This window comes from Pedobacter sp., from assembly GCF_041645105.1.
Lineage (GTDB): Bacteria > Bacteroidota > Bacteroidia > Sphingobacteriales > Sphingobacteriaceae > Pedobacter.
In genome coordinates, this window is record NZ_JBAZQQ010000001.1 from 169,548 (window position 1) to 192,085 (window position 22,538).

The following is a 22,538-nucleotide window of genomic DNA, read 5'->3' on the forward strand; positions in this document are numbered from 1 at the left end:
ATCAAATAAAACCACAGCAACACAACTTAAAAGCCCGATTATAGGTAGAACGAAATGGTATTTAGTTCATTAACCTTACCCTTTCATTTTAGGGAAATCAAAAAGGTCAAAAAAAAATATTTATTTTTTTTTCAAAAAAACAGATAAATATGGAAATCTATAAAATAGAATACGCTGATTCGATTTAGTATGATGCCAGCAAATAAATTTTATCGCTATATGGCGCTAATCTTAAACGTCCATTTAAAAAATCGAGGGCAATTATAAATGAATATCCTGCAACTTCAGCACCTAGCTGCATAACTAATTTTGAGGCAGCAACAACAGTTCCCCCGGTTGCCAGCAAATCGTCATGAATCAAAACTTTCTGTCCTGGCAGCAAAGCATCCTCATGCATTTCTATGGTTGCCGTACCATATTCCAGGTCATAAGTCTGCTGCACCGTAGTATATGGTAGCTTTCCAGCTTTCCTTATTGGCACAAAAGGCACATTTAAAAGTTCAGCAAGTTGTGGTCCAAACAAAAAGCCCCTGCTCTCAATTCCAGCAACAACATCAATATCCATTCCCTTTACCTGTGCAGCCATTGCCCTCGTGATCTCTAAACATAAAGCAGGATCTTTTAATATCGGAGTAATGTCTTTAAAAACGATACCTGGTTTTGGAAAATCGTTTACATCTCGTACAGTTAATTTTATTTTCGATTCGATCATGTTCAAAATTCAAGATAAGCTGCCAGACGGTCTATCGTTTCCTGGTCTAAAATGGCTACTTTATTTAAGTCTGCAATATTACTATAATTTCCGTGCTGTTTTCTATATTGTATTAACGCATTTACCTGCTTATATCTAATGTAAGGATGAAATTTAAAATCCTCAAAGTTAACTTTATTTACATTTATCTTTTTGATCCTCGAAACATCAATCTGCACCTGATCTTTAATTTCAATATACTTTACTGAGTCCAGGCCATACACTTCCATTAACTGTTCTTTTTTATAAAAGCCCCCGATACGGTCTCTATATTTTATAATGCGATTTGCAAAGGCCATTCCAATCCCTCTTATTTTATCCAGTTCAGTTGTATCCGCTCCATTAATTTCAATGACAACGGGGATCCTCTTTTCATAGACATGTTTTTTAACAACTCCTACAACATCCTCCTTAATAACCGAATGATCCTCTGCAATTCTTATGTATGGTCTCAATCTTTCATACATGGCTTCATTAATGGTATACATTTTCTGCAAATCTTCAGCTTTTCTAAATCGTCCACCTTTCTCTCTATACCTTACAATTGCAGAAGCCTGCTTTTCAGATAAACCAAGCTGTACCCAATCTGCTTGTCCAATTATATTCGGATCAAAAATAAACAGTACTGACTTATCCCTTTTAGTATTTTTAAACCCCTCTTTATTTCTATTTATAGTCGAAAACTTTTTCTGTTCAGCTAATATCAACTCCTGAATCGCCATTTCATCAGCTTCTGTAATGGGTTCTTCCTCTTTTATTAAACTATATACATAAGGTACAAGCATTGTCAACCCAATAAGTGCTACTAAAGTCATCAATCCATTGTATTCCTTTCTATTAAAACCGAAATAAGTATCCAACAATTTACGCATCAGCTAATTTAGGCAAGCCTGATTGAAGCATCCACAATTAAGCCCATGTTTATTCCAGGCCATATATTTCCGGTATGTAACCAAATTAAAAATATTAGTCTTATTTTTGAAACTGCATTACATTCTATAAAACAGATTTTAAATGAAGATCATAACTACCAAAGAGTTTGCAAAAGCTACTAAAATAGATAAGCTAGGTGTTCCCGGTTTAGCGGCTTTGCTCATGGAGATGATGAAATTAAATGACATCAACAAAGTCTTTTCTAAAAATGAACATTTTAACGGACTTGAGTTTGTAGATAAAATACTGGAAACGATAGGCGTTAGTATTGATTTTGACGAAGATGACCTTAAGAACATACCTAAAACAGGCGGATTTATTGCCATAGCCAATCACCCATATGGAGGTATTGAAGGCCTTGCACTCGTAAAATTACTATGTACGGTAAGACCAGAATCTAAGGTAATGGTTAATTTTATCCTTAAAAAAATTCCTAATCTGAGCGAATTCTTTGTAGCAGTAAATCCATTCGAAAATGTACAACACACCTCAAGTATAAGTGGATTAAAAGCGACCTTCGATCTTTTACAAAGCGGAACTCCTATCGGAATATTCCCCGCCGGAGAAGTTTCGACATTCAGTCTGGACAAACAGGAGATTACCGACAGATTATGGCACCCGGTAGTAGGGAAACTGATCGCAAGGGCGAAGCTGCCTGTTGTTCCTATCTACTTTCATGGTAATAATGGGGTTTTGTTTAATATCCTGAGTTTTATACATCCGACATTAAGGACTGCAAAACTTCCGTCTGAATTTTTAAATAAACAAGGACTTAAGATAAAAGTGAGGATTGGCAAGCCTATTCATATTGAAGATATATCATACCGGAACAACACCAATAAGCTACTTGATTTTCTAAGGGCACGGACTTATGCATTAGGTACCGGACTTGAAGAAGAGAAGAAGTTGTTTAACCCTATCAACCTTTTCAAAATTAAGAAAAAGCCAGAGCCGGTTATCGAAGAAACAGATCGCAATGTGATTGTCGAAGAGATTGAAGGACTGGAAGGCTTTAGGGTCTGGCAGGAAAAAAACTACGAAGTATATATTGCGCCAACAGTGGCCATCCCTAATATATTAAGAGAGATCGGTCGCTTAAGGGAGATTACCTTTAGAGAAGTTGGCGAAGGGACAAATAAAAAAATTGACCTCGATAATTACGACATCTATTACAATCACTTATTTATATGGGACAAGGAGCTTCAAAATATTGTAGGTGCCTACCGTATCGGTAAAGGCGATGAAATTTTAAACACTATGGGTCGCAGAGGATTTTACCTTTCAGAACTGTTTAAAATTAAAGAGCCATTCTATCCATTATTGAGAAAAGGTATTGAGCTTGGCCGTTCATGGATCAGAAAAGAATATCAGCTAAAGCCCTTACCCCTGTTCTTACTATGGAAAGGTATTTTAAAATACCTATTGGATAACCCTCAGTACAGGTACATGTTCGGACCGGTGAGCATCAGCAACAACTTCTCCAAGTTTTCTAAATCGCTGATAGTTGATTACATCACCAAAAACCACTTCGATTATGAGCTGGCACATTACGTAAAACCTAAAAACAAGTTTAAAGCGGACTTGTCGGCCATTGATAAAGATTTGCTTGTTGAAAGTAGTGAATCGCTAAAAGACCTCGATAGCCTGATTTCTGATATTGAAAACTCTCATATCAAGATCCCTGTTTTATTAAGACAATACATGAATCTGAATGCAAAAATCATTTGCTTCAATATAGATCCTAAGTTTTCTGACTGTCTGGATGGCTTCCTGGTAGTGGACATGCAAAATATCCCAGCAGAGATGTTGGAAAAGGTAGGAAAGAATTTCTAAACAAAAAAGCCACGACATCCATCGTGGCTTTTTTGTATCAACTAAACCTAAACTTTATAAATACTAACCAAATATTTATGCCACAAAAGTATGGTCGTCATGTTAAGGGTTTGTTAATTACTGATTATTATAAAAGTTTTTAAGGGTAAAAGCTTAATATACATCTCAGGTTAATTCTATGTATATTTAAAGTAAATACAACATTAACTTATTATGAACCGTCTGCTCAAAATATTCGGTACGCTCATTCTTATAATGACAGGAGGATTTATTTACGGTCAAAGGGATAGCTATCGCATTAGTTTTGAGTTCTCTAATAACACGTTTAATCTGGAAGTTGACTCTTCTATCATAGTAGGAAATGATCCTGCGCTAGACAAAACCGAAATTCTCTCCTACTATGACCGGGTAAATACAGGAAAGTACACGGCTGTACTGGACAGTTTACTAGCATATAAGAAATCTCATCAATTAAATGACTGGTTATACTATCAGCTGATTCGAAGAACAGCCCAGGCTATTAGTCCCAAAAAGGACAACTATGAACGCTATACCTTTTACAAATGGTTTCTTTTAGGAAAATCCGGTTATGATGCCAGGCTAACTTTGTCAGACAACAGGATCATATTTTATGTCTACAATGATGAAGATATATCCGACATTCCTTTTGTCATGTTTATGAGTAAAAAGTACATGTGTCTAAATCGTCATGATTATGCTTATGCGGACCTTAATAAGGTCCCTCCTCACGAAATGATTAGTATTCCTGAATCAAAGAAAGCCTTTTCTTATAAAGTCACGAGGATGCCTGATTTCAAGCCGGAGGACTATTACGAAAAGAAAGTACAGTTCAATTACAAGCATAAAACTTATCACTTTAACATCAAACTAAACTCAGAAGTCGAGAATATCTTTGTCAACTATCCTGTTGTTGATTTTGAATCCTATTTCAACATACCATTAAGCAAGGAAACTTACGGATCCCTTATTCCAATGTTAAGAAAAAACCTTGAGGGGATGAAACAGAAAAAGGGGATTGATTATTTAATGCGCTTTACCAGATATGCTTTTTTATATGAGGACGACGATAAGAACTTTGGCAAAGAAAAGCGCTTGTCGCCAGAGGAGACTCTCTTTGCAAAATACAGCGACTGCGATGATCGGGCAGCCCTTTTCTTTTTTCTTGTAAAAGAGATCTATAACCTGCCTATGATTGCATTATTATATCCTACTCATATTACTATGGCCGTTCAATTTGATAAACCTATAGGCCAACCGATCTTGTACAATGGAAAAACCTATTCCTTCTGTGAACCTACCCCTCAAAAAGAAGATTTGAATATTGGACAGATTTCCACTGATCTTAGAAATGTTCCGTACAAGGTTGTTTACGCTTACGAGCCAATTCATAAATAAGCTTCAGTTTTTTCTATTTTATGGGATAAAATCAATAAGGAAAAACCTAAATCAAGTGCTATACATAAGGTTTTGTTCGGTCATACTAAATAGTAAGTCCATAGTAAGTCCATGTTAAGTCCATAGTAAGTCCATATTTTTAAATAATTACTTGGAATTACTATAGATATAACTTATATTTATAATGCAGTTATTATTAACTATAGTCTAACCATTTATAAATTCAACTTAACCTCTATTCATTATGGCTTACATTGATGGCAAATTTATTCGTGGGACAGCTGGAGCTGTCATTTTTAAAAAGGTAGGAAAGAAACAAGTAGTTGTAGGGAAATCAAAAAAGGAGTTCATTGATATGACTCCCGCAACGTATAATGCAGCTTACGTTTTTGGAAGAGCCAGCACATTAGCCTCCTATATCAGAGGAAGTGCTGAACCAATTATAGGTTTTCATGATGGAGGAATGATTTCCAGATTTACTGGCGAATGTAATCAGATTGTACAAAAGGCATCGACTGACAAAGAAGGAGTTTTCGATTTTCGTCAGGATTACTTTAACCGCTTAAACGGTTTTGAGTTCAACAATATGTCACCGGTAAAAAACTATCTGTTTGCACAGCCAATAGTTAGTCTTACTGAGCAAAATGTAACGATAGATTTCCCAGAGATTAAAGTTCCGAAGGATTTAAAATTCCCTCCCAATGCCAGGTATTGTACCGTAGCATTTAGTGTAACATTATTTGATCTGGAAAACGATCAATTTCAACTTCAGGACATACAATCTTTTGAAATTGAGATGAAAGCCAAATCATTTACACATCCCGCACAACAGCTAATTTTTGAAAGCTCAGCAGGTTCATTGTGTGTTGTTACGCTTGCATTATACTATTCAGAAAAAACATTTGCAGGAAATGCTGTAATCAATAATAAAGACTTCTGTCCATCTGCAGTATTAAAGGCAGAGTTTTGCCCTGGAGAACAGACTAAACAGGAAGGTTGGATGGAGATGGTCTTCAATGAGAAAAAGAAACATAAGAAGGCAAGTAAGCCTAAAAAGAAAAGTGGCGACAAGACAGAATGATCGACAAATTATTCCTAAAAAATAAAGCAGGCTACCCAATTGAGCAGCCTGCTTTCTATTCGATCTCCTTATAGAAATCTTTAATACTATAAGTTTGCTAATAAGTTTACACCATCAACTGTAGCCCATTTGCCACCAGCTAGCACAGCACCTGTTGCAGTTGTAGACACACCCCAGTTTGTTCCTGGGAAACTAGCAGCATTTAAAGTAAATGCACCGCCAGAATTTTGTGAAAGGAATAGAACGGGTGTATTTGTTACTTTTACGCTTGTTAATTTAATCTTACCACCAAGAACTTGGTCTGTATAAGTTGCTAGATCACGGACTTGCACGGCAGAACCAAAACCAGCCTCAACTGAAGCATAACCATCAATATTGATATTGCTAAAATCGCCATTTCCTTGTGCCTTGAACTGTATAGCATCATATTGTTTTTCGTTTAGCGATTCAGTAGCTGTATTAGCTGCTCTTTTAAGGGTAATATTGGTCACCTTAGGTGAAAATGCATTGTTTACACCCTTTGCTTCAATCTCCATTGCATAATTGCCAGTACCTGTCTGGTAAGCAAACCAATTTGTGTTATTTTGACCTCTCCAGCCATCTTGCCAATCGAATGAATCATCACCATTGCCATAGGAAATTAAATTTTTAGCACTTACAGTACCACCGTAAAATTCGAATCCATCATCATTTCCTTTGTATGCAACTAAGTTTTCCAACACCGTTCCTGAACCAACAGAATAAAATGAAAAGCCATTGTGCTCTCTACTATTGTTAGCAAATACCAATCCAGCATATTCTACTCTCACATATTTTAATGAGCCGCTACTATGTGTAGCATTAGCACCACCATAGGATTGTAAAAGACCATCTTCTGAGTTTGCTGTTTGAGTTCCCGGCGCAGTAGCAGAATTTACAATTGGAGCATCTCCATACATAATAATACCAGCCCATTGTCCACCTAATTTAGTTTTAGCTGTAAAAACAATTGGCTCATCAGCTGTACCATTGGCTATTAATACGCCACCTTTTAACACTACTAATCCATCTTCCCCATCAGCTTGGTCTGCAGTAAAAGTACTTCCTGGCTCAATTGTCAATGTAACGCCAGGTTGAATCTTAACTAACCCTTTTAAAGTGTAATTACCATAAGCTAGTGTTCTGTTAGCTGTAATATCACCGGTTATTTCTCCTTCAACTGGAGTTTTTACTATTGGATCTTCATCATCTTTAGAACAGCCTGTAAAAATTATAGCTGAAACCGCTATTGCATAAAGTAATTTTTTCATGTTTATTTAATTTTATAATGTAAATATATACCAGTAATGTTTTTAATAGGTTAAGGATGTTTTACCATTACATCAATCCATTGTTAATAAATTGTAAACTAAATTTAGAGCGTGTAACCCAGACCGATAGACACTCCAACACCTCTTTTGTAATCCTTAACAGTTAGGTCATTCTCAAATATTTTAATTGTACTTTCCTCACCCAGATTGATTCTATAAGTTGGATTTAAGATATTTTCAACACCAATCTTTAAATCCAATTTAGTAGAGATCTTATTGTTCCAAATGAAATCCAATTTACCAAATGGTTTTTCATAGTAATTATCCAATCCATTGGTTCCAACCGCATAAATACGTTCACCATAAATATTATAAGCAAGCGTCATTGTACTTTTCCATTTTTTGGTAAAATCTACCTCGTGTTTGATATCTGCATTAATTAACCAAGGAGATGCACCTTGTAACTTTCTTGTATTATCATCACCAATGGCCGCAGTTTCCGCACTGTTTTTAGCTACATCAATGGTTGTTTTCGTGTACATCAAAGAGGTGTTGAATCCAACGGAGAAGTTTGAAAGCGACTCGTTAATTCTGGACAACTGTAAAAGAAATTCTAACTCAGCACCGTATAGCACAGCCTTTTTAGAGTTGTTATAAGTAATCTGCAAACCACCACTTCCCGCTGTTGGTTGAAATAACCTTTCAATTGGATCCTCTATATATTTTGCAAATGCCGTTACAGCAAACATTTCTTTGTTAGTAGGAAACAGTTCATACTTTATATCAAAGTTGTAGTTTTTACTGTTTACAATAGCGGGATTACCATTTTCTATGGTAGCGTCAGGATTGACAAACTCTAGAGGGAAAGCTTCCATGATTACAGGCTTTGTCAAAGTTTTTGAAGCTGATAACCTGAAATTTGCTTTGTCCGTTAAACTGTATTTTAAATTTGCCGCTGGTAAAATATCAAAATTGTCTTTTATGATTTTTTTAAATGGTTCATTAAAGCTTCCCGCTTCCCTAAATCTTGTAACCCTTTGAGATTGCTCAAACCTAGTCCCAACGTTTAGATTCAGTTTATCATTAAGTACAAATGCCAAATCAACATATCCTGCATTAACACCTTCTTGCATTGATGCTGAATAAGTAGCATTACTCCCCTCCCTGTAGGTAAAGTTGCCTTTACCAATTTCACTAGCAAGTGTTGCATCTGGATTATTTGTATTGAATGTAATGAGATTTGATGCCAAATTTTGTGAAACTACAAATCTTGATATTGAAGCAATTTTGTTAAATGAACCATTATAACCCAAGCTAAGCTTGTGTGCTTTTGACAAATCTTCATTACCAAACTTCCAATTATACTCCAACATTCCGGAGCCAAAAAACTTGCCATTGAAATCCATATATTGTCTATACAAACTATTTCCACTGTAGCTCAATGATGTAGTATTTTCATCTATACGAGAGCCTTTAAAAGACTTCCTGTCCGGCAATTCATATTGTGTTTTCGAATAAGAGGCTCCAGCTTTAATGCTGTGTTCATCGTCCTCCGTTAACTTGTAATTTGCAAATAACTGTCCTGTAAAAAAATCTGTTTTTTGCAATTGATTTAACCTGATGAAAGAGTTGTTTACTGTTGCCTGGCTATTGGTATAACCTAACTGGTCCTGAATCATATTCTCTGTACCTTTTAAGTAAAAGGCATTCATATTTAAGCTTAGCTTTTCGCTAGAATAATTTAACGCACCTAACAAAGAAGAGTTAGTGGAAAAACTATATTTAGTAGTATACAAGTTATTATCGTAAATACCTTGCGTAGTACTAAAAAATCTGTCTGAACCTTCCCTCGTTTGAAAGCTATTATCGGTATTTAGGGAAATCAAATATTGAAAAGAGCGGTTATTTTCAAGGTTGATTTTTTGTGTATGCAGAATTCCAACACTTGTATTAAGTGGTGCTTTACCATTATCAACATCAAATCCAGAACCAAATTGAGAAAGCGCTTCATTGGATGACATCATATAAGCGGATGGCGCCTTTCCAAATGCTTTCGGCATGGCTCTTTTATCTCCATTAAATCCCAAATAGCTGCTAAATGATGTCGCGTCTTCTGCCCTCAAGAATCTTTTAAATGTAGTATTGGAAACGAACCCTGTTCCAATATTGATTTTAGTAATGCTTCTTTCGCCTTTGGCGGTTACAATATTAAATGTTCCACCGGCAAAGTCACCATACAAGCCTGAATTAAAAGTCTTGTAAGTTTCCAATACACTTACAATATCCGTTGGAAATAAATCTAGTGGGATGATTTTTTTAAATGGGTTATTTGAAGGAACAGCAAGACCGTTGATCAATAAGTTATTGTACCGGTCTTCCAAGCCTCTTACAAATAATCCCCTACCGTCTACTTTAGTAATACCAGTGATTTTAGTTAATCCTTCTTCAACATCACTCACACCTTTTCGGGACATTTCCTGGATTCCAATACCTTGCTTGATTTCAGTTGCATTTTTCTGACTCATCAGAATGGCAGTCTGACTCTCCTTGCCAGCTACCCCGGTTACAACCACTTCATTCAGTTTTTGTGAATTAGACTCTTCAAGGATGATTTCAACCGATGTTGAACCACTACCCTTAACTTCTACATCTGCTATATTTTTAGTAGTGTAGCCTACGTAAGAAGCTTCAATAGTATACTTTCCTGCTGCTAATAAATTCAGAACGAATTTACCATCGGAATCTGTTGAAGCACCTTTTGTTGTTCCTTTAATTTTCACGGTAACACCGATCAGTGTTTCGCCCGTTTTCTTATCAGACACTTTACCAGAAATTTTTCCCGTTTGCGCAAATACTGCTGCACTAATAATTACAAATAGAACCGTAATTATTGCTTGTTTGAGATTTAGTTGTGATTTCAATTTGCTGTATTTTAATTTCCAGCAAAGCTATTACCACAATGTTAGCTATATGTTAGCCTCAAATTACCATTCGTTTACCGACGTGTTAAGAAATCGTTAAATGGCTTTCAGATCAATATCTTATGCCAATTTTTTTACAAATAAAGTGTAATAACCAAATTGGCCCGATTAACAAGAACTTAACATCTTCTAAAAATGAAGGCTTCTTTCCTTCTATCTTATGTCCGATGAACTGTCCTATCCAGGCGATCACGAAAATCACCAGACATACCAGCCAGAATGCAGGTCCGCCAGCAGCTTCCCAATATTCCAGTTGGACAATGAAGTAACTCATCAAACCAACTACCCACAGCATCAGAAATGATAATGCAGGTGACAAAATAAAGTAATAATATAAAGAAAAAGCAATCAGAAAGGATGCCCAGTTTAAAAAGCCATTGTATTTACCCAAAAACTCGAGGTGAGGAAAAGGGATTGCCCACACTAAACCCAACAAACTAAAAACAATTAAGGGCACACAGATCCAATGTATCAGTTTGTTCGTATGATCCTGATGACTTTCTGCATATTTATCAAAAAGCACATCTACCGGTCTCTTAGGTTCTACCTGAACTACTTTATTTTGTCCCTTCTTCATGTTTCTACTATTATTCTGTAAAAATAAGAAAAGCGATAGGATAACCTATCGCTTCATATTAATTATTTAACTTCTTAGGGTTATTTGGCAAACGCCACAGATCTTGTTTCTCTGATTACAGTTACCTTAATCTGACCAGGATAAGTCATTTCGGTTTGGATCCTGTTTGAAATATCCGCTGCCAACAATTCTGCCTGCTGATCAGTAACTCTTTCGCTCTCTACCACTACACGTAGCTCTCTACCTGCTTGAATTGCAAATGTTTTCTCTACACCTGGGTAAGATAATGCCAGCTCTTCCAATTCTTTCAAACGCTTGATATAGCTTTCTACAACTTCACGACGTGCACCTGGACGGGCTCCTGAAATTGCATCACAAGCCTGAATAATTGGTGAAATCATTGAAGTCATCTCGATCTCATCATGGTGAGCTCCAATTGCATTACAAATCTCCGGATGTTCTTTATATTTCTCAGCCAGTTGCATACCTAAAATTGCGTGTGGCAATTCTGGGTTATCATCAGGCACTTTACCTATATCGTGTAACAATCCTGCACGCTTAGCCATTTTAGCATTTAAGCCAAGTTCCGCAGCCATTGTAGCACAGAAGTTTGCTACCTCACGTGAGTGATGTAATAAGTTCTGACCATAAGACGAACGATAACGCATACGTCCAACCATCCTGATCAACTCAGGATGAAGACCGTGGATACCTAAATCAATTACGGTACGTTCACCAATCTCTACGATTTCGTCTTCAATCTGTTTTTTAGTTTTGGCAACAACTTCTTCAATACGTGCCGGGTGTATTCTACCGTCTGTAACCAAACGGTGTAATGCCAGACGTGCAATCTCTCTTCTTACCGGGTCAAAGCCAGATAAAATGATAGCTTCAGGAGTATCATCAACGATGATCTCAATACCTGTAGCAGCTTCAAGTGCACGTATGTTACGACCTTCTCTACCAATTACACGACCTTTTATCTCATCACTTTCGATATGGAAGATAGAAACTGTATTTTCTATTGCAGCTTCAACAGCAGTACGCTGTATGGTCTGAATTACGACCTTTTTAGCTTCTTTAGTAGCAGTAAGTTTAGCTTCGTCTACAATATCCTTAACCTGGATCATAGCTTGTGTACGCGCTTCCTGTTTCATGCTTTCTACCAACTGGTTCTTTGCTTCATCAGCACTTAAGCCAGCAATAGTCTCCAATTGTTTAACATGTTGGTTCTTTAAAACATCTACCTCTTCTTGTTTTTTAATTGCAAGCTCGGTTTGTTTTTCCAGGTTCTTTTTATGGTTATCTAGTTCCTGCTCTTTGCGGTTATAATTCTCTAAACGTTGGTTAATGCTTTGCTCTTTTTGCTTGATTGCATTTTCCCTTTGGTTGATCTGGTTGTTTTTACTATTTACTTCCTGCTCATGCTCGGATTTAAGTTGCAAAAATTTCTCTTTTGCTTCTAGCAGCCTGTCCTTCTTTAAGATCTCAGCTTTGCTTTCCGCGTCTTTGAGCATCTTTTTCACTTTGGTCTGGGCTGCAATCTCCTGGGTCTTTAGTAAATTCCTTAGCAGGAACCTCCCTACCAGAATCCCGACAGCAAGGCCGGCCAGTACATATCCTATTATTCCTAATATTTCCATTCTCTATTTGTATTTATTGTTTTAATCAGATACAATCTTAATGATGTTTTATACATCCATATTAGATTTAAATCCTATCTGACTATTTATTTCTTTGTTTACATGTGGTTTTTCTAACTAAAAAAAAACCGCAACTATTTTAATAAGTCTCAATTTTAAAAACCTCAACGAGTTATAATTAGGATTTAAGTCATTTTCAGATACATATAATGCAAATGAAATACACTCTCTTAATCCTATAAATATTGAAGTGTTAAGTTTTAAAAAGTGAAACTCAAAAAATAGCTACGGCTATATCTTTGTGCTAATCTTAACTTGTAAAAAGAACAAACCTTATTTTAAGAAAAATCCGTTTAATAAACTATCCAATTCCTCCACTTTCTCGGCAACTGCAGTATCCTGGTTTTGCACTTTATTTTCTACTCTCAATACTGCTGTTGCATAATGCAGCACTGCCATAGAAAGCAAATCCTGTTTATCTCTGACCGCATAATTTTCCTGATAGTCTTTTATACGCTCATTAATAATTTTGGCTGCCCGCCTTACAATTTCTTCCTCTTCCGTATTTACCTTTAACGGATATATACGATCGGATATGGTTATTTTTATCGAGATTTCTCCCATTTCTTAGCTTTGTTTCAATTCAAGCATCACTTATTTTTTAAGTAACACAACACACTTATCTATTTCACGCACAAAATCGTTAATTTTTTGCTTTATATCAAGTGTCTTTTCACTTGTTCCCTCAATACTTTTCGCCAATTTTAAAACTCTTAGCTTTTCTTCAAGGTCCGTATTCTTGGTTTTTGAGGTATCAAGTGCAACTTTTACCGATTCATTTTCCAGCTTAAGCAACTCATTCTCTTCTTGTAATGCACTACAAAGCTCTATTAAACGAGCAGTTTTCTGCAATACGGAGGTTAATTGATCTGCTACTGATGACATGAATAAATATTTATATTTTTTACTTTCTAATTTCTGCTTTTGCTGTTTGTGCTAAGTTATGAATAATCTTTTGCATAACATTATCAATTTGTTTATCAGTTAACGTTTGTTCTTCATCTTGTATAGTGAAGTTCAAAGCGTACGATTTCTTACCTTCTGGCAATTTATCGCCTACATAAACGTCAAACACCTGCACATTCTTAACCAACTTCTTCTCTGACTTAAAAACAATGCTCTTTAATGTATCAAAAGTAACAGCTGTATCCACCAACATCGATAAATCTCTTCTTACTGCCGGATATTTAGGGACTTCTTTATTAATGATCCTGTTTTTCTTTACCATATCAAGCATCAGAGCCCAGTCAAAGTCTGCATAATAAACTTCTTTATCTACATCAGCTTTCTTTCTGTCAGCCGCAGTTGCAGCTCCAAAACTCACAATAGCTTTATCGCCTCTGAAATACTTCAATCCAAAAGCAAAGTTCTCATCATTCAATTCTTCAGTCTGATAGGTAGTGATTCCTAAGCGACCTATAATTCCATCAACAGCTGCTTTTAAATGATAGAAGCTTACTGGCGAAGGCTTCTGGTTCCATTGCTCAGTCTGGTTATTTCCTGAAAGCAAGATCAACAGACGCGGGCGCTCCACATATTTGTCATTAATCAGGTGATATGTTTTACCGAACTCATAAAACTTAATATCAGGTGTTTTTCTATTCTGGTTATAAGCTACGCTCTCTAATGCTGGCATCAGCAGATGTTGACGCATTACATTTAGATCAGAACTTAATGGATTCAGAATCTGTACCGCTTCTTCAGGGTTCTTTGAGTAAGCACCTTTTGTTAAAGAGTTACACCAAATCTCTAAATAACCATTTGCGGTAAGCATATCAGCAATCACATGCTGTGTCTGCTCTTTATCTGGCTTTGAAGTATACGAAAGTGAAGCATTTATTTTGCTTGGAATTTGAATGTTGTTGTATCCATAAATTCTAAGTACTTCTTCAGTGATATCGCACTCGCGTGTTACATCTACTTTAAAAGTTGGAACTTTCAGACTCAATACTTCTGCTGTTTCTTCAGCAACGGTAATTCCTAAAGCTTTAATAATAGACTTGATCTCCTCCGAGGCAATATCAGCACCAATTAACCTGGTAATATTTTGATAAGTAACTTCTACATCAAACGGTTTAATAGGAGTTGGGTATAAATCCGACACCTGAGAAGATACTTTTCCTCCGGCTAATTCAGTAATCAATAATGCAGCTCTTTTTAAAGCTGTAACAGTCATTTCAGGATCAGTCCCACGCTCAAATCTGAACGAAGCATCAGTCTTTAAGGAATGACGTTTTGATGTTTTACGTACCGATACCGCATTGAAATAAGCACTTTCTAAAAAGATATTGGTTGTACTCTCGCTAACACCAGAACTCTTTCCACCAAATACACCCGCAATACACATTGGCTCTTCTGCATTGCAAATCATTAGATCTTCTGCCGAAAGCTTACGCTCTACTCCATCTAGTGTTACAAATGGAGTACCCTCTGCACATTTCTTAACGCTTACTTTTCCACCTTTTATCTGATCTGCATCAAAAGCATGCAACGGCACACCAAGGTCATGCAACACATAATTGGTTATATCTACAATATTGTTGATTGGTCTGATGCCGATAACTTTCAATTTATCTTGCAACCAATCTGGCGAAGGCTGAACAGTAACACCACTAATAGTTACACTACTATAGCGCGGACAAGCAGTTGTATCTTCCACTGCCACATCAATCACCAGACTTTCATTATCTGTTTTAAAGCTTGAGATATCCGGCATCTGAACTGATGTACGGAAGTAAGCGGCTAAATCTCTTGCTACACCTAAATGGGATGTTGCATCCGCTCTATTTGGCGTTAAGCCAATTTCAAAAAGATAATCGTCTTCTAATTTAAAATATGCCTTTGCCGTAGTACCTACTACAGTGTCTTCTGGAAGCACCATAATCCCATCATGTGATACGCCTAAACCAATTTCATCTTCAGCACAGATCATCCCTTCAGATGCTTCTCCACGTATTTTAGATTTATTGATTTTAAAAGGTTCTCCTTCATTAGGATAAACGGTTGTTCCTACTGTTGCAACAACAACTTTTTGTCCTTGTGCCACGTTAGGGGCTCCACAAACAACCTGAATAGGCTCGGGCCCACCCACATCTACCGTAGTTACACGTAAGCGATCTGCATTTGGATGTTGCACGCAACTCAATACATGTCCAATGAACAATCCTTCCAATCCACCTGCAACAGGCTGTACTGTTTCCAGACTTTCTACTTCCAAACCGATACCGGTTAAGATAAGTGATATTTCCTGTGGTGTTTTATCTGTTTGAATGAATTGTTTGAGCCAATTGTATGATATCTTCATGTTGCGTATTCAATATAAAACGCAAAGATATTATTTAAAGCGGAAAGCAGAAAGCCTAATCCCCATACATTAAATAAAACACAAGAAAACTAGCGTACATTAAGACCACTTAATATCACAGCGCAAGCTCCAGCTCCAACAACTATTAAAATCACCCCAATAATTAGCAATATTAAAGCAGGCTTTAGGGGTTTATTATTTACCGCATCGACGATTAATCTTATAAAACCAACCAAAAGCAAAATACCTACGATAACCCAGTAAACTAAAAACAACTCCATCTTTAATGTGTTAATTTATAAACAAATGTTTTAATTGACATTTAATTCCTCTCTTATAGAATCTATTTTGTTGTCCCTATAAAATATATTCATCGTTTCAAAAGGGATGATTTTCATCTTATCACTTACAATGTGAACACATGACTTCTTTACAGCTCGCACATCAAAATCCAGGGGATCCATGAAATTCATAATGATAATCCTAAAAAGATTATCGTAACTAAGGTGATCAGACTTCACCCTTGGCAAACAGCACATCAGCTCTCCAAATGTATCTTCAGCACAATCAACAGATACACCTGTACTGAACAAGTTAAGCATATGTTCCTTTAGCTTTTCATCATGCTCAAAAACGATTGTATTTTTTGAATTGTTCAACAAATCTTCAGGATTAATCAGGTGTGTCATTGGAATCACTTCATCACCTAGCTTCAGGGCATAAGCCATACATAAAGCATCCGGATTACAAGGCACGGGAATTAAGTCCTGAGGTGTAAAAACAGGATATTGTTCATATATTTTCCGTCTTACTTCTGTCAATGTAATCCGTCCTGCCTGATCATTATAATTATCATTTCTTCCCGCTACCTGTGTAGGCTGGAAAGTTACCCCCCTCACACACTTCTGCTTTAATGCATAATCCAGGATTTCACCAATTTCATGATCGTTAACACCTTTCTGTAAAGTAACAACAAGAGTTGTAGACACATTAAACTGATTTAAATGATCTATTGCTTTCTTTCTTACTTCTGTCAGGTCTTCTCCTCTTAACTTTTTCAGTACCTCAGCACTAAAGCTATCAAATTGCAGGTAAATCTCGAAATCGGGCATATATGAAGCCAAACGTTCTACAAAAGCAATATCTTTTGCAATCCTGATTCCATTGGTATTCACCATTAAATGTTTAATAGGCTTTGTTTTGGCTAGATCTAGTATTTTAAAAAAATCGGGATGTACCGTAGGTTCACCACCAGAAAGCTGAACAACGTCAGGTTCCCCTTCATTGGCGACTACAACATCCATCATTTTATTGATCTCTTCTAAGGTACGGTGCCGTCCATAGTTAGGAGAAGACATAGCGTAGCAAGTCGGGCAGCTTAAATTACACCTGTCAGTCACTTCAATAACAGTCAGACAAGAGTGCTGCTCATGATCTGTACATAATCCACAGTCATACGGACAACCATAATGCACTTTTGTATTAAACTTTAAAGGCATTTCAGATTGCTTATTGTAATTCCTGATCTGCTTATAATACTCCACATCATCAGCAATCATCACCTTACTATCGCCATGTGTGCGGCAATGCTTTAGCATAAACACCTTTTCGTCTTGAAAAACTATTTTAGCATCACAAAGCATTAAGCACTCCGGACAAAGGCTTTTAGTGTAGTCGTAATAAATATAATCTCTTGTCTTCATGGATTAGGTTTTACCATCCTGGTGATGAATTTATAATAATAAAGAAAAATAAATAAAGCCGACCAATGGATACTGCTTAAATTTAAGAAAAGCGGATGATAGGGTTTGATAAACTCTGTTAAAAACCGAAATAGAAAATACAATACCATGAACAGTTTAAACCGATCACCATTCAGCATTTCTTTTTTTCTGATCGAAATAAAAAAGCCCAATAGCAATATCATATAGATCATTTCATAAAGTGCAACAGGATGACGTTTTAGTCCATCACCCAAATCCATCCCCATAAAAAAGGAAGTTTCTACACCATAAACAGGCTCTTCAATTCCCATTAAAAAACAACCTATACGGCCAACAAACATAGCGACTATAATAGGAATCACATACACATCACCCGAGGCCGTTTTTACACCAATCAGTTTCTTAATCAGCTCTACGCCAAACAGACCACCTAATAATCCACCTGCAATTGTTTTGCTTTGATACAAAATATTGAATGTCAAAATATTTAATGTCTCCGGCGTTTCCAACACCGCCACAACTCTCGATCCTATCAAGGCACCTATCATAGCACCCAGCATAATCCACAACCTATTTTCATCAGAGATCGGATCCTTTATCCCTTTCTTTAAAAAGTAATAAAGCCTTACTCCTATAAAAAAAGCCAGTAGCTCAAAAATATAGTGCCAGTGATATAATTCACCAAAAAGCGTAAACTGAACCGGGAACGTCAATTCTTATAAGTTATATGATTTGTTTAATGATTAGAAAAACAACCTTGCCATGATCGGCAAATGATCTGATGGGTACTTCTGATCTTTACTATCCGTAAGGGAAGCATACTTCTGTACCTTAAACCCCTTGTTTATAAAGATATAATCAATTCTATCCTGTAGTTTTGCATTAAATTTAAAACCATTGAACGTTCCTTCAGGACCATAAGCCGGTTCAATTGCAGCTTCTTTAGTATCTGTTAAAAATGTTTTTAGAGTAGCTATTGCTTCTGTTTCCGGAGTAACATTCAAATCACCTGTTAAAATAACCGGCAGTGTTGGTGCAATCTCCATAATCTTCTTTTTGATAAGTTTAGCAGCTTCAATTCTGGCTTGAACACCAACATGATCATAATGCGTGTTGAACACGATAAAGTCTTTCTTGTTCCACTTATCATGAAGCTTAACCCAGGTGCAAATTCTTATTATTGCAGCATCCCAACCTTTCGAAGGCACATCAGGTGTTTCCGAAAGCCAAAATGTACCACCATCTTTTTTCTTGAACCTGTCTTTATCGAAGTATATAGCGGTAAATTCGCCACCAAGCTTACCGTCATTCCTACCCACTCCAACTCTTTCGTAATTTGTATTTTCTGAAAGCTGATCAACCTGTAAAGCCAGAGCTTCCTGAACACACAATATATCAGCATCATGAAACTTCACCAATGCCTTTACATTATCTTTTCTGTTTGGCCAGGCATTCACTCCATCATTTGTATTGTTATAACGAATGTTAAAACTCATTACATTAATGTAGTTCGCTGGTTTTCTTTGAGCACTTACAGTCAGACTCAGCAATAAGAGCACTGAGCATAGTTTAATCGTCATTTTCATCTAGCCAAGATACAGCTCCAATATTAAATTAATCCTTCGTCGCCGAAACTATAATATAACTTATTTGTTACAATCAAATGATCAAGCACATGTAAATCCAGCAAGCTTCCTGCTAAAACCAGCTTTTTGGTAACATCAATATCCTGCTCACTAGGTGCTAAATTTCCGGAAGGATGGTTATGTGCCAGAATCACATTAGAAGCATTATGTTCAAGCGCTATTTTAAAGATAATTTTCGGATCAGCTATTGTCCCTGCTAAGCCTCCACTACTAATTGGCTGTTTGCCGATCACACAATTAGCGTGGTTCAGCATCAAAATCCAAAACTCCTCATGATCCAGGTCTGCAAATACAGGAAGTAATACTTCAAAAGCCTCTGTTGAAGAGGTTATTCTAACTACCTCCTTTTGAGTACTCTCTTTTCTCCTTCTTCCTATCTCTAAAGCAGCCACAATAGCTATTGCTTTTGCTTCGCCTATACCTTTGAATTTAGACAAATCCTTTACAGTAACTCTTCCAAGTTTATCCAGATCATTGTTGTAAGTAGCCAGCATTCGTCTGCTCAGATCTACAGCCGTTTCATCCTTATTTCCTGATCCAATCAAAATAGCGATCAACTCTGCATCAGTAAGCTGTCGCCTCCCTTTTAATAATAGTTTTTCACGCGGACGGTCTGCTTCCGCCCAAGATTTTATTCCCAGCTTTTTCCGATATGGTTTCATATAAAAATACCTTTAAACAAAAAAACGGGATATGCATTGCATATCCCGTTCTATAATATTATAAAGCTATGTTTATTTTAAGCCATTAACAAATTTAGTCAGCTTAGATTTATTGTTAGCTGCTTTGTTTTTGTGGATAACATTCTTTTTAGCTAAACGATCCAGCATAGATACTACTTTAGGAAGTAATTCTAATCCTGTTTTTTTATCTTCTGCAGCACGCAATCTTTTGATAAACGTACGAGTTGTTTTTGCCTGGTACCTATTACGTAAACGTTTAGTTGCGTTTGCTCTAATTCTTTTTATTGAAGATTTATGATTTGCCATTTTATGTTATTAATATTTTTATTTTTGGAGCTCACGCCCTTTTATTGTTCTATTTTTCGGACTGCAAATATAGAATTAATGTTTTTAATTTACAAAGCCATTATGCAAATATTTTTAAATTACTTACTTTCATACCTTTTGCTCACCACATCCCAGTCTATTGTATTCCACCAATTGGCGATATAATCTGCGCGCTTATTCTGATATTTTAAGTAATAAGCATGCTCCCAGACATCCAGCCCTAATAAAGGCGTGCCTTTTACTTCAGCAGTATCAAATAGGGGATTATCCTGGTTCGCAGTAGAGGTAATCTTCAAAGTTCCTTTATCATTAACCAACCAGGCCCAGCCGGAGCCAAAGCGTGAAGCCGCAGCGGCTGAAAACTGTTCCTTGAACTTATCTACAGATCCAAATGCTTTATCTATAGCCTGTTTTAAGCGACCTTGTGGCCCTGCAGAAGTACCCGCCTTTAGTGTATCAAAAAAGAAATTATGGTTCCATGCACCACCACCATTATTACGTGCCTTGGCCGACAGCTTCGATGCATTATTAAAAAACTCTTTTGCTGTTGTATATGGTATTTTTTCAGCAGCAATGGCTTCGTTTACATTTTTAACATAGGCAGCATGGTGTTTTGTATAATGAATCTCCATGGTCTGCGCATCAATATTAGGCTCGAGTGCATTATAAGCATACTTTAAAGGAGACTGCGTAAATTTAAAAGCAGTAAAGTTATTATCATTACTATCGATAAAATCAGTTGCCTTAGCAATTCCTCCATTTAGCAAAACAGGAGTACCTATTGCCATAGCTAATGAAGCTGTTAAAGTATTTTTAATAAAATTCCTTCTATTGTTCGATTCCATAATTTCTATTGTTTTATTGATTACCAAGCTTGGTGAGAGTCTTTAATATAAAGAAACTGATCTCGCGGAAAAAAGTTTACACATCTTCTAATTTTTACATAGTCTCAACAATTTGAACAATGATTACTATTTCCAGTATAATGCTCTTTTTTTGAACCTAATGATTAATTTTTATCTTTGATCATTCAATAAAGGGGCTAATTATAGCTTTATTGCAGAATATCATACCCTAAGAAAAACGTCATGAAAAAACGCATAGCTATATTTGCCTCAGGATCAGGATCCAACGCTCAAAAAATAATGGAGCATTTTAAAAAGAGTACAGAAGCTGAGGTAGCCCTGGTACTGACGAACAATCCTGATGCTTTTGTTTTACAAAGAGCGGATAATTTTGAAATTCCATCTCATATTTTTGACAGACACGAATTTTATCACACAGAGAACATTATAGATCTGTTAAAAAACCTGGAAATAGACCTGATTGTTCTTGCTGGATTCTTATGGCTAATTCCTAAAAGACTTATTGCTGAATACCCTGGACGTATCATTAATATCCACCCTGCAATTTTACCAAAATTTGGAGGTAAAGGCATGTATGGCGACTATGTTCACCATGCTGTGATGGCTGCTGGAGAACCTGAAGGTGGTATCACCATTCATTATGTAAATGAAAACTACGATGAAGGGGAATACATTTATCAGGCTAAATATCGCATCGAAAAAGATGACAACCTTGAAATGGTTAAATTTAAAGGGCAGCAACTGGAGCACCTTCACTATCCAAGAATTGTAGAAAGTGTTATCAAAAAAATAAAGAAGTAGGTTACAGATTATGATTACTTTACCGCTTTAGAAAAGGCCATACCACGTGATGCGGGCCAAACTTCTTTAAAGCCATACAATTCGTACAGTCTATAGGCATCCCCGTCAGCAATAAGACTGATATAGCAGGATGGAGGCAAAGATTCATCTATAAAGTCTTTAAGGTATTGCATAATCAATTTACCAAGGCCCTGCTTTTGGTGTGCGGGTAAAACGCAGATATCAACAACCTGGCAATGACAAGCCCCATCGCCAATAATACGACCCATACCTACTGGTTGGTCATTGTTTGATACATCCAGGATAACTACACTGCAAATCGAGTTATTTAATCCAATTTTTGCAGCTTCGAGGGTTTTAGGGCTTAAGCCACTTGATACCCTTAGATGGATATATGTTCCAGGATCTACATCTTGGTATTTCGCCTGGTATTTCATAACCTTTTAACTATTCGCTTTGTACAATAAATAATAAGGGCAAAGGTACTAAATTTTCAACTTATCTGAATACAAGAATACTTGCAAGCATCATTACATAATCTTTGGGAAGGTGCTCTGTATCGGCTATTATTAATCATTTCAGGATTATTATAATCTTTAAAAGTAAGTTCCCGGTTGAATCAT

At 36.4% G+C, this 22,538-nt stretch carries 21 protein-coding genes; 4 read left to right on the forward strand and 17 right to left on the reverse strand.

Going from position 1 to position 22,538, the window contains the following annotated elements:
- Positions 1-184: 184 nt before the first annotated feature.
- Both WC623_RS00700 and WC623_RS00705 read right to left on the reverse strand, forming a co-directional pair.
- On the reverse strand, positions 185-712 hold the full coding sequence (locus tag WC623_RS00700; protein WP_372847616.1) for an adenine phosphoribosyltransferase: 528 nt from the start codon (positions 710-712) through the stop codon (positions 185-187).
- 2 nt (positions 713-714) lie between these two features.
- Positions 715-1,623: a ComEA family DNA-binding protein gene (locus WC623_RS00705; protein WP_372847617.1), complete on the reverse strand. Its 909-nt coding sequence runs from the start codon at positions 1,621-1,623 to the stop codon at positions 715-717.
- Positions 1,624-1,765: 142 nt separating this feature from the next.
- Here WC623_RS00705 and WC623_RS00710 point away from each other — a divergent pair, with 142 nt between their 5' ends.
- The 3 genes from WC623_RS00710 to WC623_RS00720 all read left to right on the forward strand — a co-directional run bounded on the left by WC623_RS00710 (position 1,766) and on the right by WC623_RS00720 (position 6,014).
- A complete protein-coding gene (locus tag WC623_RS00710) occupies positions 1,766-3,517 on the forward strand; it encodes a lysophospholipid acyltransferase family protein (RefSeq protein WP_372847618.1) in 1,752 nt (583 codons plus the stop codon).
- A 213-nt stretch (positions 3,518-3,730) separates the two neighbouring features.
- The gene (locus WC623_RS00715) at positions 3,731-4,933 is read left to right on the forward strand and encodes a hypothetical protein (protein ID WP_372847619.1); all 1,203 of its coding nucleotides are present in this window, start codon (positions 3,731-3,733) and stop codon (positions 4,931-4,933) included.
- Between the two features lie 244 nt (positions 4,934-5,177).
- Positions 5,178-6,014, forward strand: coding sequence for a hypothetical protein (locus WC623_RS00720; RefSeq protein ID WP_372847620.1), 837 nt, complete (start codon positions 5,178-5,180; stop codon positions 6,012-6,014).
- A gap of 86 nt (positions 6,015-6,100) precedes the next feature.
- Here WC623_RS00720 and WC623_RS00725 read toward each other — a convergent pair whose 3' ends face one another.
- From WC623_RS00725 to WC623_RS00790, 14 genes are all read right to left on the reverse strand, one after another.
- Positions 6,101-7,303, reverse strand: coding sequence for a hypothetical protein (locus WC623_RS00725; protein ID WP_372847621.1), 1,203 nt, complete (start codon positions 7,301-7,303; stop codon positions 6,101-6,103).
- A 104-nt stretch (positions 7,304-7,407) separates the two neighbouring features.
- On the reverse strand, positions 7,408-10,224 hold the full coding sequence (locus WC623_RS00730; protein ID WP_372847622.1) for a carboxypeptidase-like regulatory domain-containing protein: 2,817 nt from the start codon (positions 10,222-10,224) through the stop codon (positions 7,408-7,410).
- Positions 10,225-10,336: 112 nt separating this feature from the next.
- The gene (locus tag WC623_RS00735; RefSeq protein WP_372847623.1) at positions 10,337-10,861 is read right to left on the reverse strand and encodes a DUF962 domain-containing protein; all 525 of its coding nucleotides are present in this window, start codon (positions 10,859-10,861) and stop codon (positions 10,337-10,339) included.
- Positions 10,862-10,941: 80 nt separating this feature from the next.
- Positions 10,942-12,504, reverse strand: coding sequence for a ribonuclease Y (gene rny / locus WC623_RS00740; RefSeq protein ID WP_372847624.1), 1,563 nt, complete (start codon positions 12,502-12,504; stop codon positions 10,942-10,944).
- A gap of 333 nt (positions 12,505-12,837) precedes the next feature.
- A complete protein-coding gene (locus WC623_RS00745; RefSeq protein ID WP_349784546.1) occupies positions 12,838-13,128 on the reverse strand; it encodes a cell division protein ZapA in 291 nt (96 codons plus the stop codon).
- 30 nt (positions 13,129-13,158) lie between these two features.
- Positions 13,159-13,449 (reverse strand): hypothetical protein, encoded by a 291-nt coding sequence (locus WC623_RS00750; protein WP_372847625.1) that lies wholly within the window; start codon positions 13,447-13,449, stop codon positions 13,159-13,161.
- Positions 13,450-13,468: 19 nt separating this feature from the next.
- Positions 13,469-15,868: a phenylalanine--tRNA ligase subunit beta gene (gene pheT, locus WC623_RS00755; protein ID WP_372847626.1), complete on the reverse strand. Its 2,400-nt coding sequence runs from the start codon at positions 15,866-15,868 to the stop codon at positions 13,469-13,471.
- Positions 15,869-15,957: 89 nt separating this feature from the next.
- Positions 15,958-16,149 carry a hypothetical protein gene (locus tag WC623_RS00760; protein ID WP_372847627.1) on the reverse strand — a complete coding sequence of 64 codons (192 nt, stop codon included), beginning with the start codon at positions 16,147-16,149 and terminating at the stop codon, positions 15,958-15,960.
- Positions 16,150-16,179: 30 nt separating this feature from the next.
- On the reverse strand, positions 16,180-17,571 hold the full coding sequence (locus WC623_RS00765) for a radical SAM protein (RefSeq protein WP_372847628.1): 1,392 nt from the start codon (positions 17,569-17,571) through the stop codon (positions 16,180-16,182).
- The gene (locus tag WC623_RS00770) at positions 17,568-18,305 is read right to left on the reverse strand and encodes a prolipoprotein diacylglyceryl transferase (protein WP_372847629.1); all 738 of its coding nucleotides are present in this window, start codon (positions 18,303-18,305) and stop codon (positions 17,568-17,570) included. The genes WC623_RS00765 and WC623_RS00770 overlap by 4 nt, the downstream gene beginning before the upstream one ends.
- A gap of 30 nt (positions 18,306-18,335) precedes the next feature.
- Positions 18,336-19,172, reverse strand: a complete 837-nt coding sequence (locus tag WC623_RS00775; protein WP_372847630.1) for an endonuclease/exonuclease/phosphatase family protein — start codon at positions 19,170-19,172, stop codon at positions 18,336-18,338.
- A gap of 29 nt (positions 19,173-19,201) precedes the next feature.
- Positions 19,202-19,900 carry a DNA repair protein RadC gene (gene radC / locus WC623_RS00780; protein WP_372847631.1) on the reverse strand — a complete coding sequence of 233 codons (699 nt, stop codon included), beginning with the start codon at positions 19,898-19,900 and terminating at the stop codon, positions 19,202-19,204.
- A gap of 72 nt (positions 19,901-19,972) precedes the next feature.
- Positions 19,973-20,227 (reverse strand): 30S ribosomal protein S20, encoded by a 255-nt coding sequence (gene rpsT / locus WC623_RS00785; protein ID WP_099440835.1) that lies wholly within the window; start codon positions 20,225-20,227, stop codon positions 19,973-19,975.
- 119 nt (positions 20,228-20,346) lie between these two features.
- On the reverse strand, positions 20,347-21,093 hold the full coding sequence (locus tag WC623_RS00790; protein WP_372847632.1) for a superoxide dismutase: 747 nt from the start codon (positions 21,091-21,093) through the stop codon (positions 20,347-20,349).
- A 243-nt stretch (positions 21,094-21,336) separates the two neighbouring features.
- Between WC623_RS00790 and purN the strand changes: the two genes are divergently transcribed.
- Positions 21,337-21,915, forward strand: coding sequence for a phosphoribosylglycinamide formyltransferase (gene purN / locus WC623_RS00795; protein WP_372847633.1), 579 nt, complete (start codon positions 21,337-21,339; stop codon positions 21,913-21,915).
- Between the two features lie 14 nt (positions 21,916-21,929).
- On the opposite strand, the gene WC623_RS00800 is transcribed toward purN, so the two are convergent.
- On the reverse strand, positions 21,930-22,352 hold the full coding sequence (locus WC623_RS00800; RefSeq protein WP_372847634.1) for a GNAT family N-acetyltransferase: 423 nt from the start codon (positions 22,350-22,352) through the stop codon (positions 21,930-21,932).
- Between the last annotated feature and the right edge of the window lie 186 nt (positions 22,353-22,538).

Excerpts from the sequence above, each read along its gene's own strand:
- WC623_RS00700 (WP_372847616.1), bottom strand. The coding sequence starts at position 712 with ATGATCGAATCGAAAATAAAATTAACTGTACGAGATGTAAACGATTTT.
- WC623_RS00705 (WP_372847617.1), bottom strand. The coding sequence starts at position 1,623 with ATGCGTAAATTGTTGGATACTTATTTCGGTTTTAATAGAAAGGAATAC.
- WC623_RS00710 (WP_372847618.1), top strand. The coding sequence starts at position 1,766 with ATGAAGATCATAACTACCAAAGAGTTTGCAAAAGCTACTAAAATAGAT.
- WC623_RS00715 (WP_372847619.1), top strand. The coding sequence starts at position 3,731 with ATGAACCGTCTGCTCAAAATATTCGGTACGCTCATTCTTATAATGACA.
- WC623_RS00720 (WP_372847620.1), top strand. The coding sequence starts at position 5,178 with ATGGCTTACATTGATGGCAAATTTATTCGTGGGACAGCTGGAGCTGTC.
- WC623_RS00725 (WP_372847621.1), bottom strand. The coding sequence starts at position 7,303 with ATGAAAAAATTACTTTATGCAATAGCGGTTTCAGCTATAATTTTTACA.
- WC623_RS00735 (WP_372847623.1), bottom strand. The coding sequence starts at position 10,861 with ATGAAGAAGGGACAAAATAAAGTAGTTCAGGTAGAACCTAAGAGACCG.
- rny (WP_372847624.1), bottom strand. The coding sequence starts at position 12,504 with ATGGAAATATTAGGAATAATAGGATATGTACTGGCCGGCCTTGCTGTC.
- WC623_RS00745 (WP_349784546.1), bottom strand. The coding sequence starts at position 13,128 with ATGGGAGAAATCTCGATAAAAATAACCATATCCGATCGTATATATCCG.
- WC623_RS00750 (WP_372847625.1), bottom strand. The coding sequence starts at position 13,449 with ATGTCATCAGTAGCAGATCAATTAACCTCCGTATTGCAGAAAACTGCT.
- pheT (WP_372847626.1), bottom strand. The coding sequence starts at position 15,868 with ATGAAGATATCATACAATTGGCTCAAACAATTCATTCAAACAGATAAA.
- WC623_RS00760 (WP_372847627.1), bottom strand. The coding sequence starts at position 16,149 with ATGGAGTTGTTTTTAGTTTACTGGGTTATCGTAGGTATTTTGCTTTTG.
- WC623_RS00765 (WP_372847628.1), bottom strand. The coding sequence starts at position 17,571 with ATGAAGACAAGAGATTATATTTATTACGACTACACTAAAAGCCTTTGT.
- WC623_RS00775 (WP_372847630.1), bottom strand. The coding sequence starts at position 19,172 with ATGACGATTAAACTATGCTCAGTGCTCTTATTGCTGAGTCTGACTGTA.
- radC (WP_372847631.1), bottom strand. The coding sequence starts at position 19,900 with ATGAAACCATATCGGAAAAAGCTGGGAATAAAATCTTGGGCGGAAGCA.
- rpsT (WP_099440835.1), bottom strand. The coding sequence starts at position 20,227 with ATGGCAAATCATAAATCTTCAATAAAAAGAATTAGAGCAAACGCAACT.
- WC623_RS00790 (WP_372847632.1), bottom strand. The coding sequence starts at position 21,093 with ATGGAATCGAACAATAGAAGGAATTTTATTAAAAATACTTTAACAGCT.
- purN (WP_372847633.1), top strand. The coding sequence starts at position 21,337 with ATGAAAAAACGCATAGCTATATTTGCCTCAGGATCAGGATCCAACGCT.
- WC623_RS00800 (WP_372847634.1), bottom strand. The coding sequence starts at position 22,352 with ATGAAATACCAGGCGAAATACCAAGATGTAGATCCTGGAACATATATC.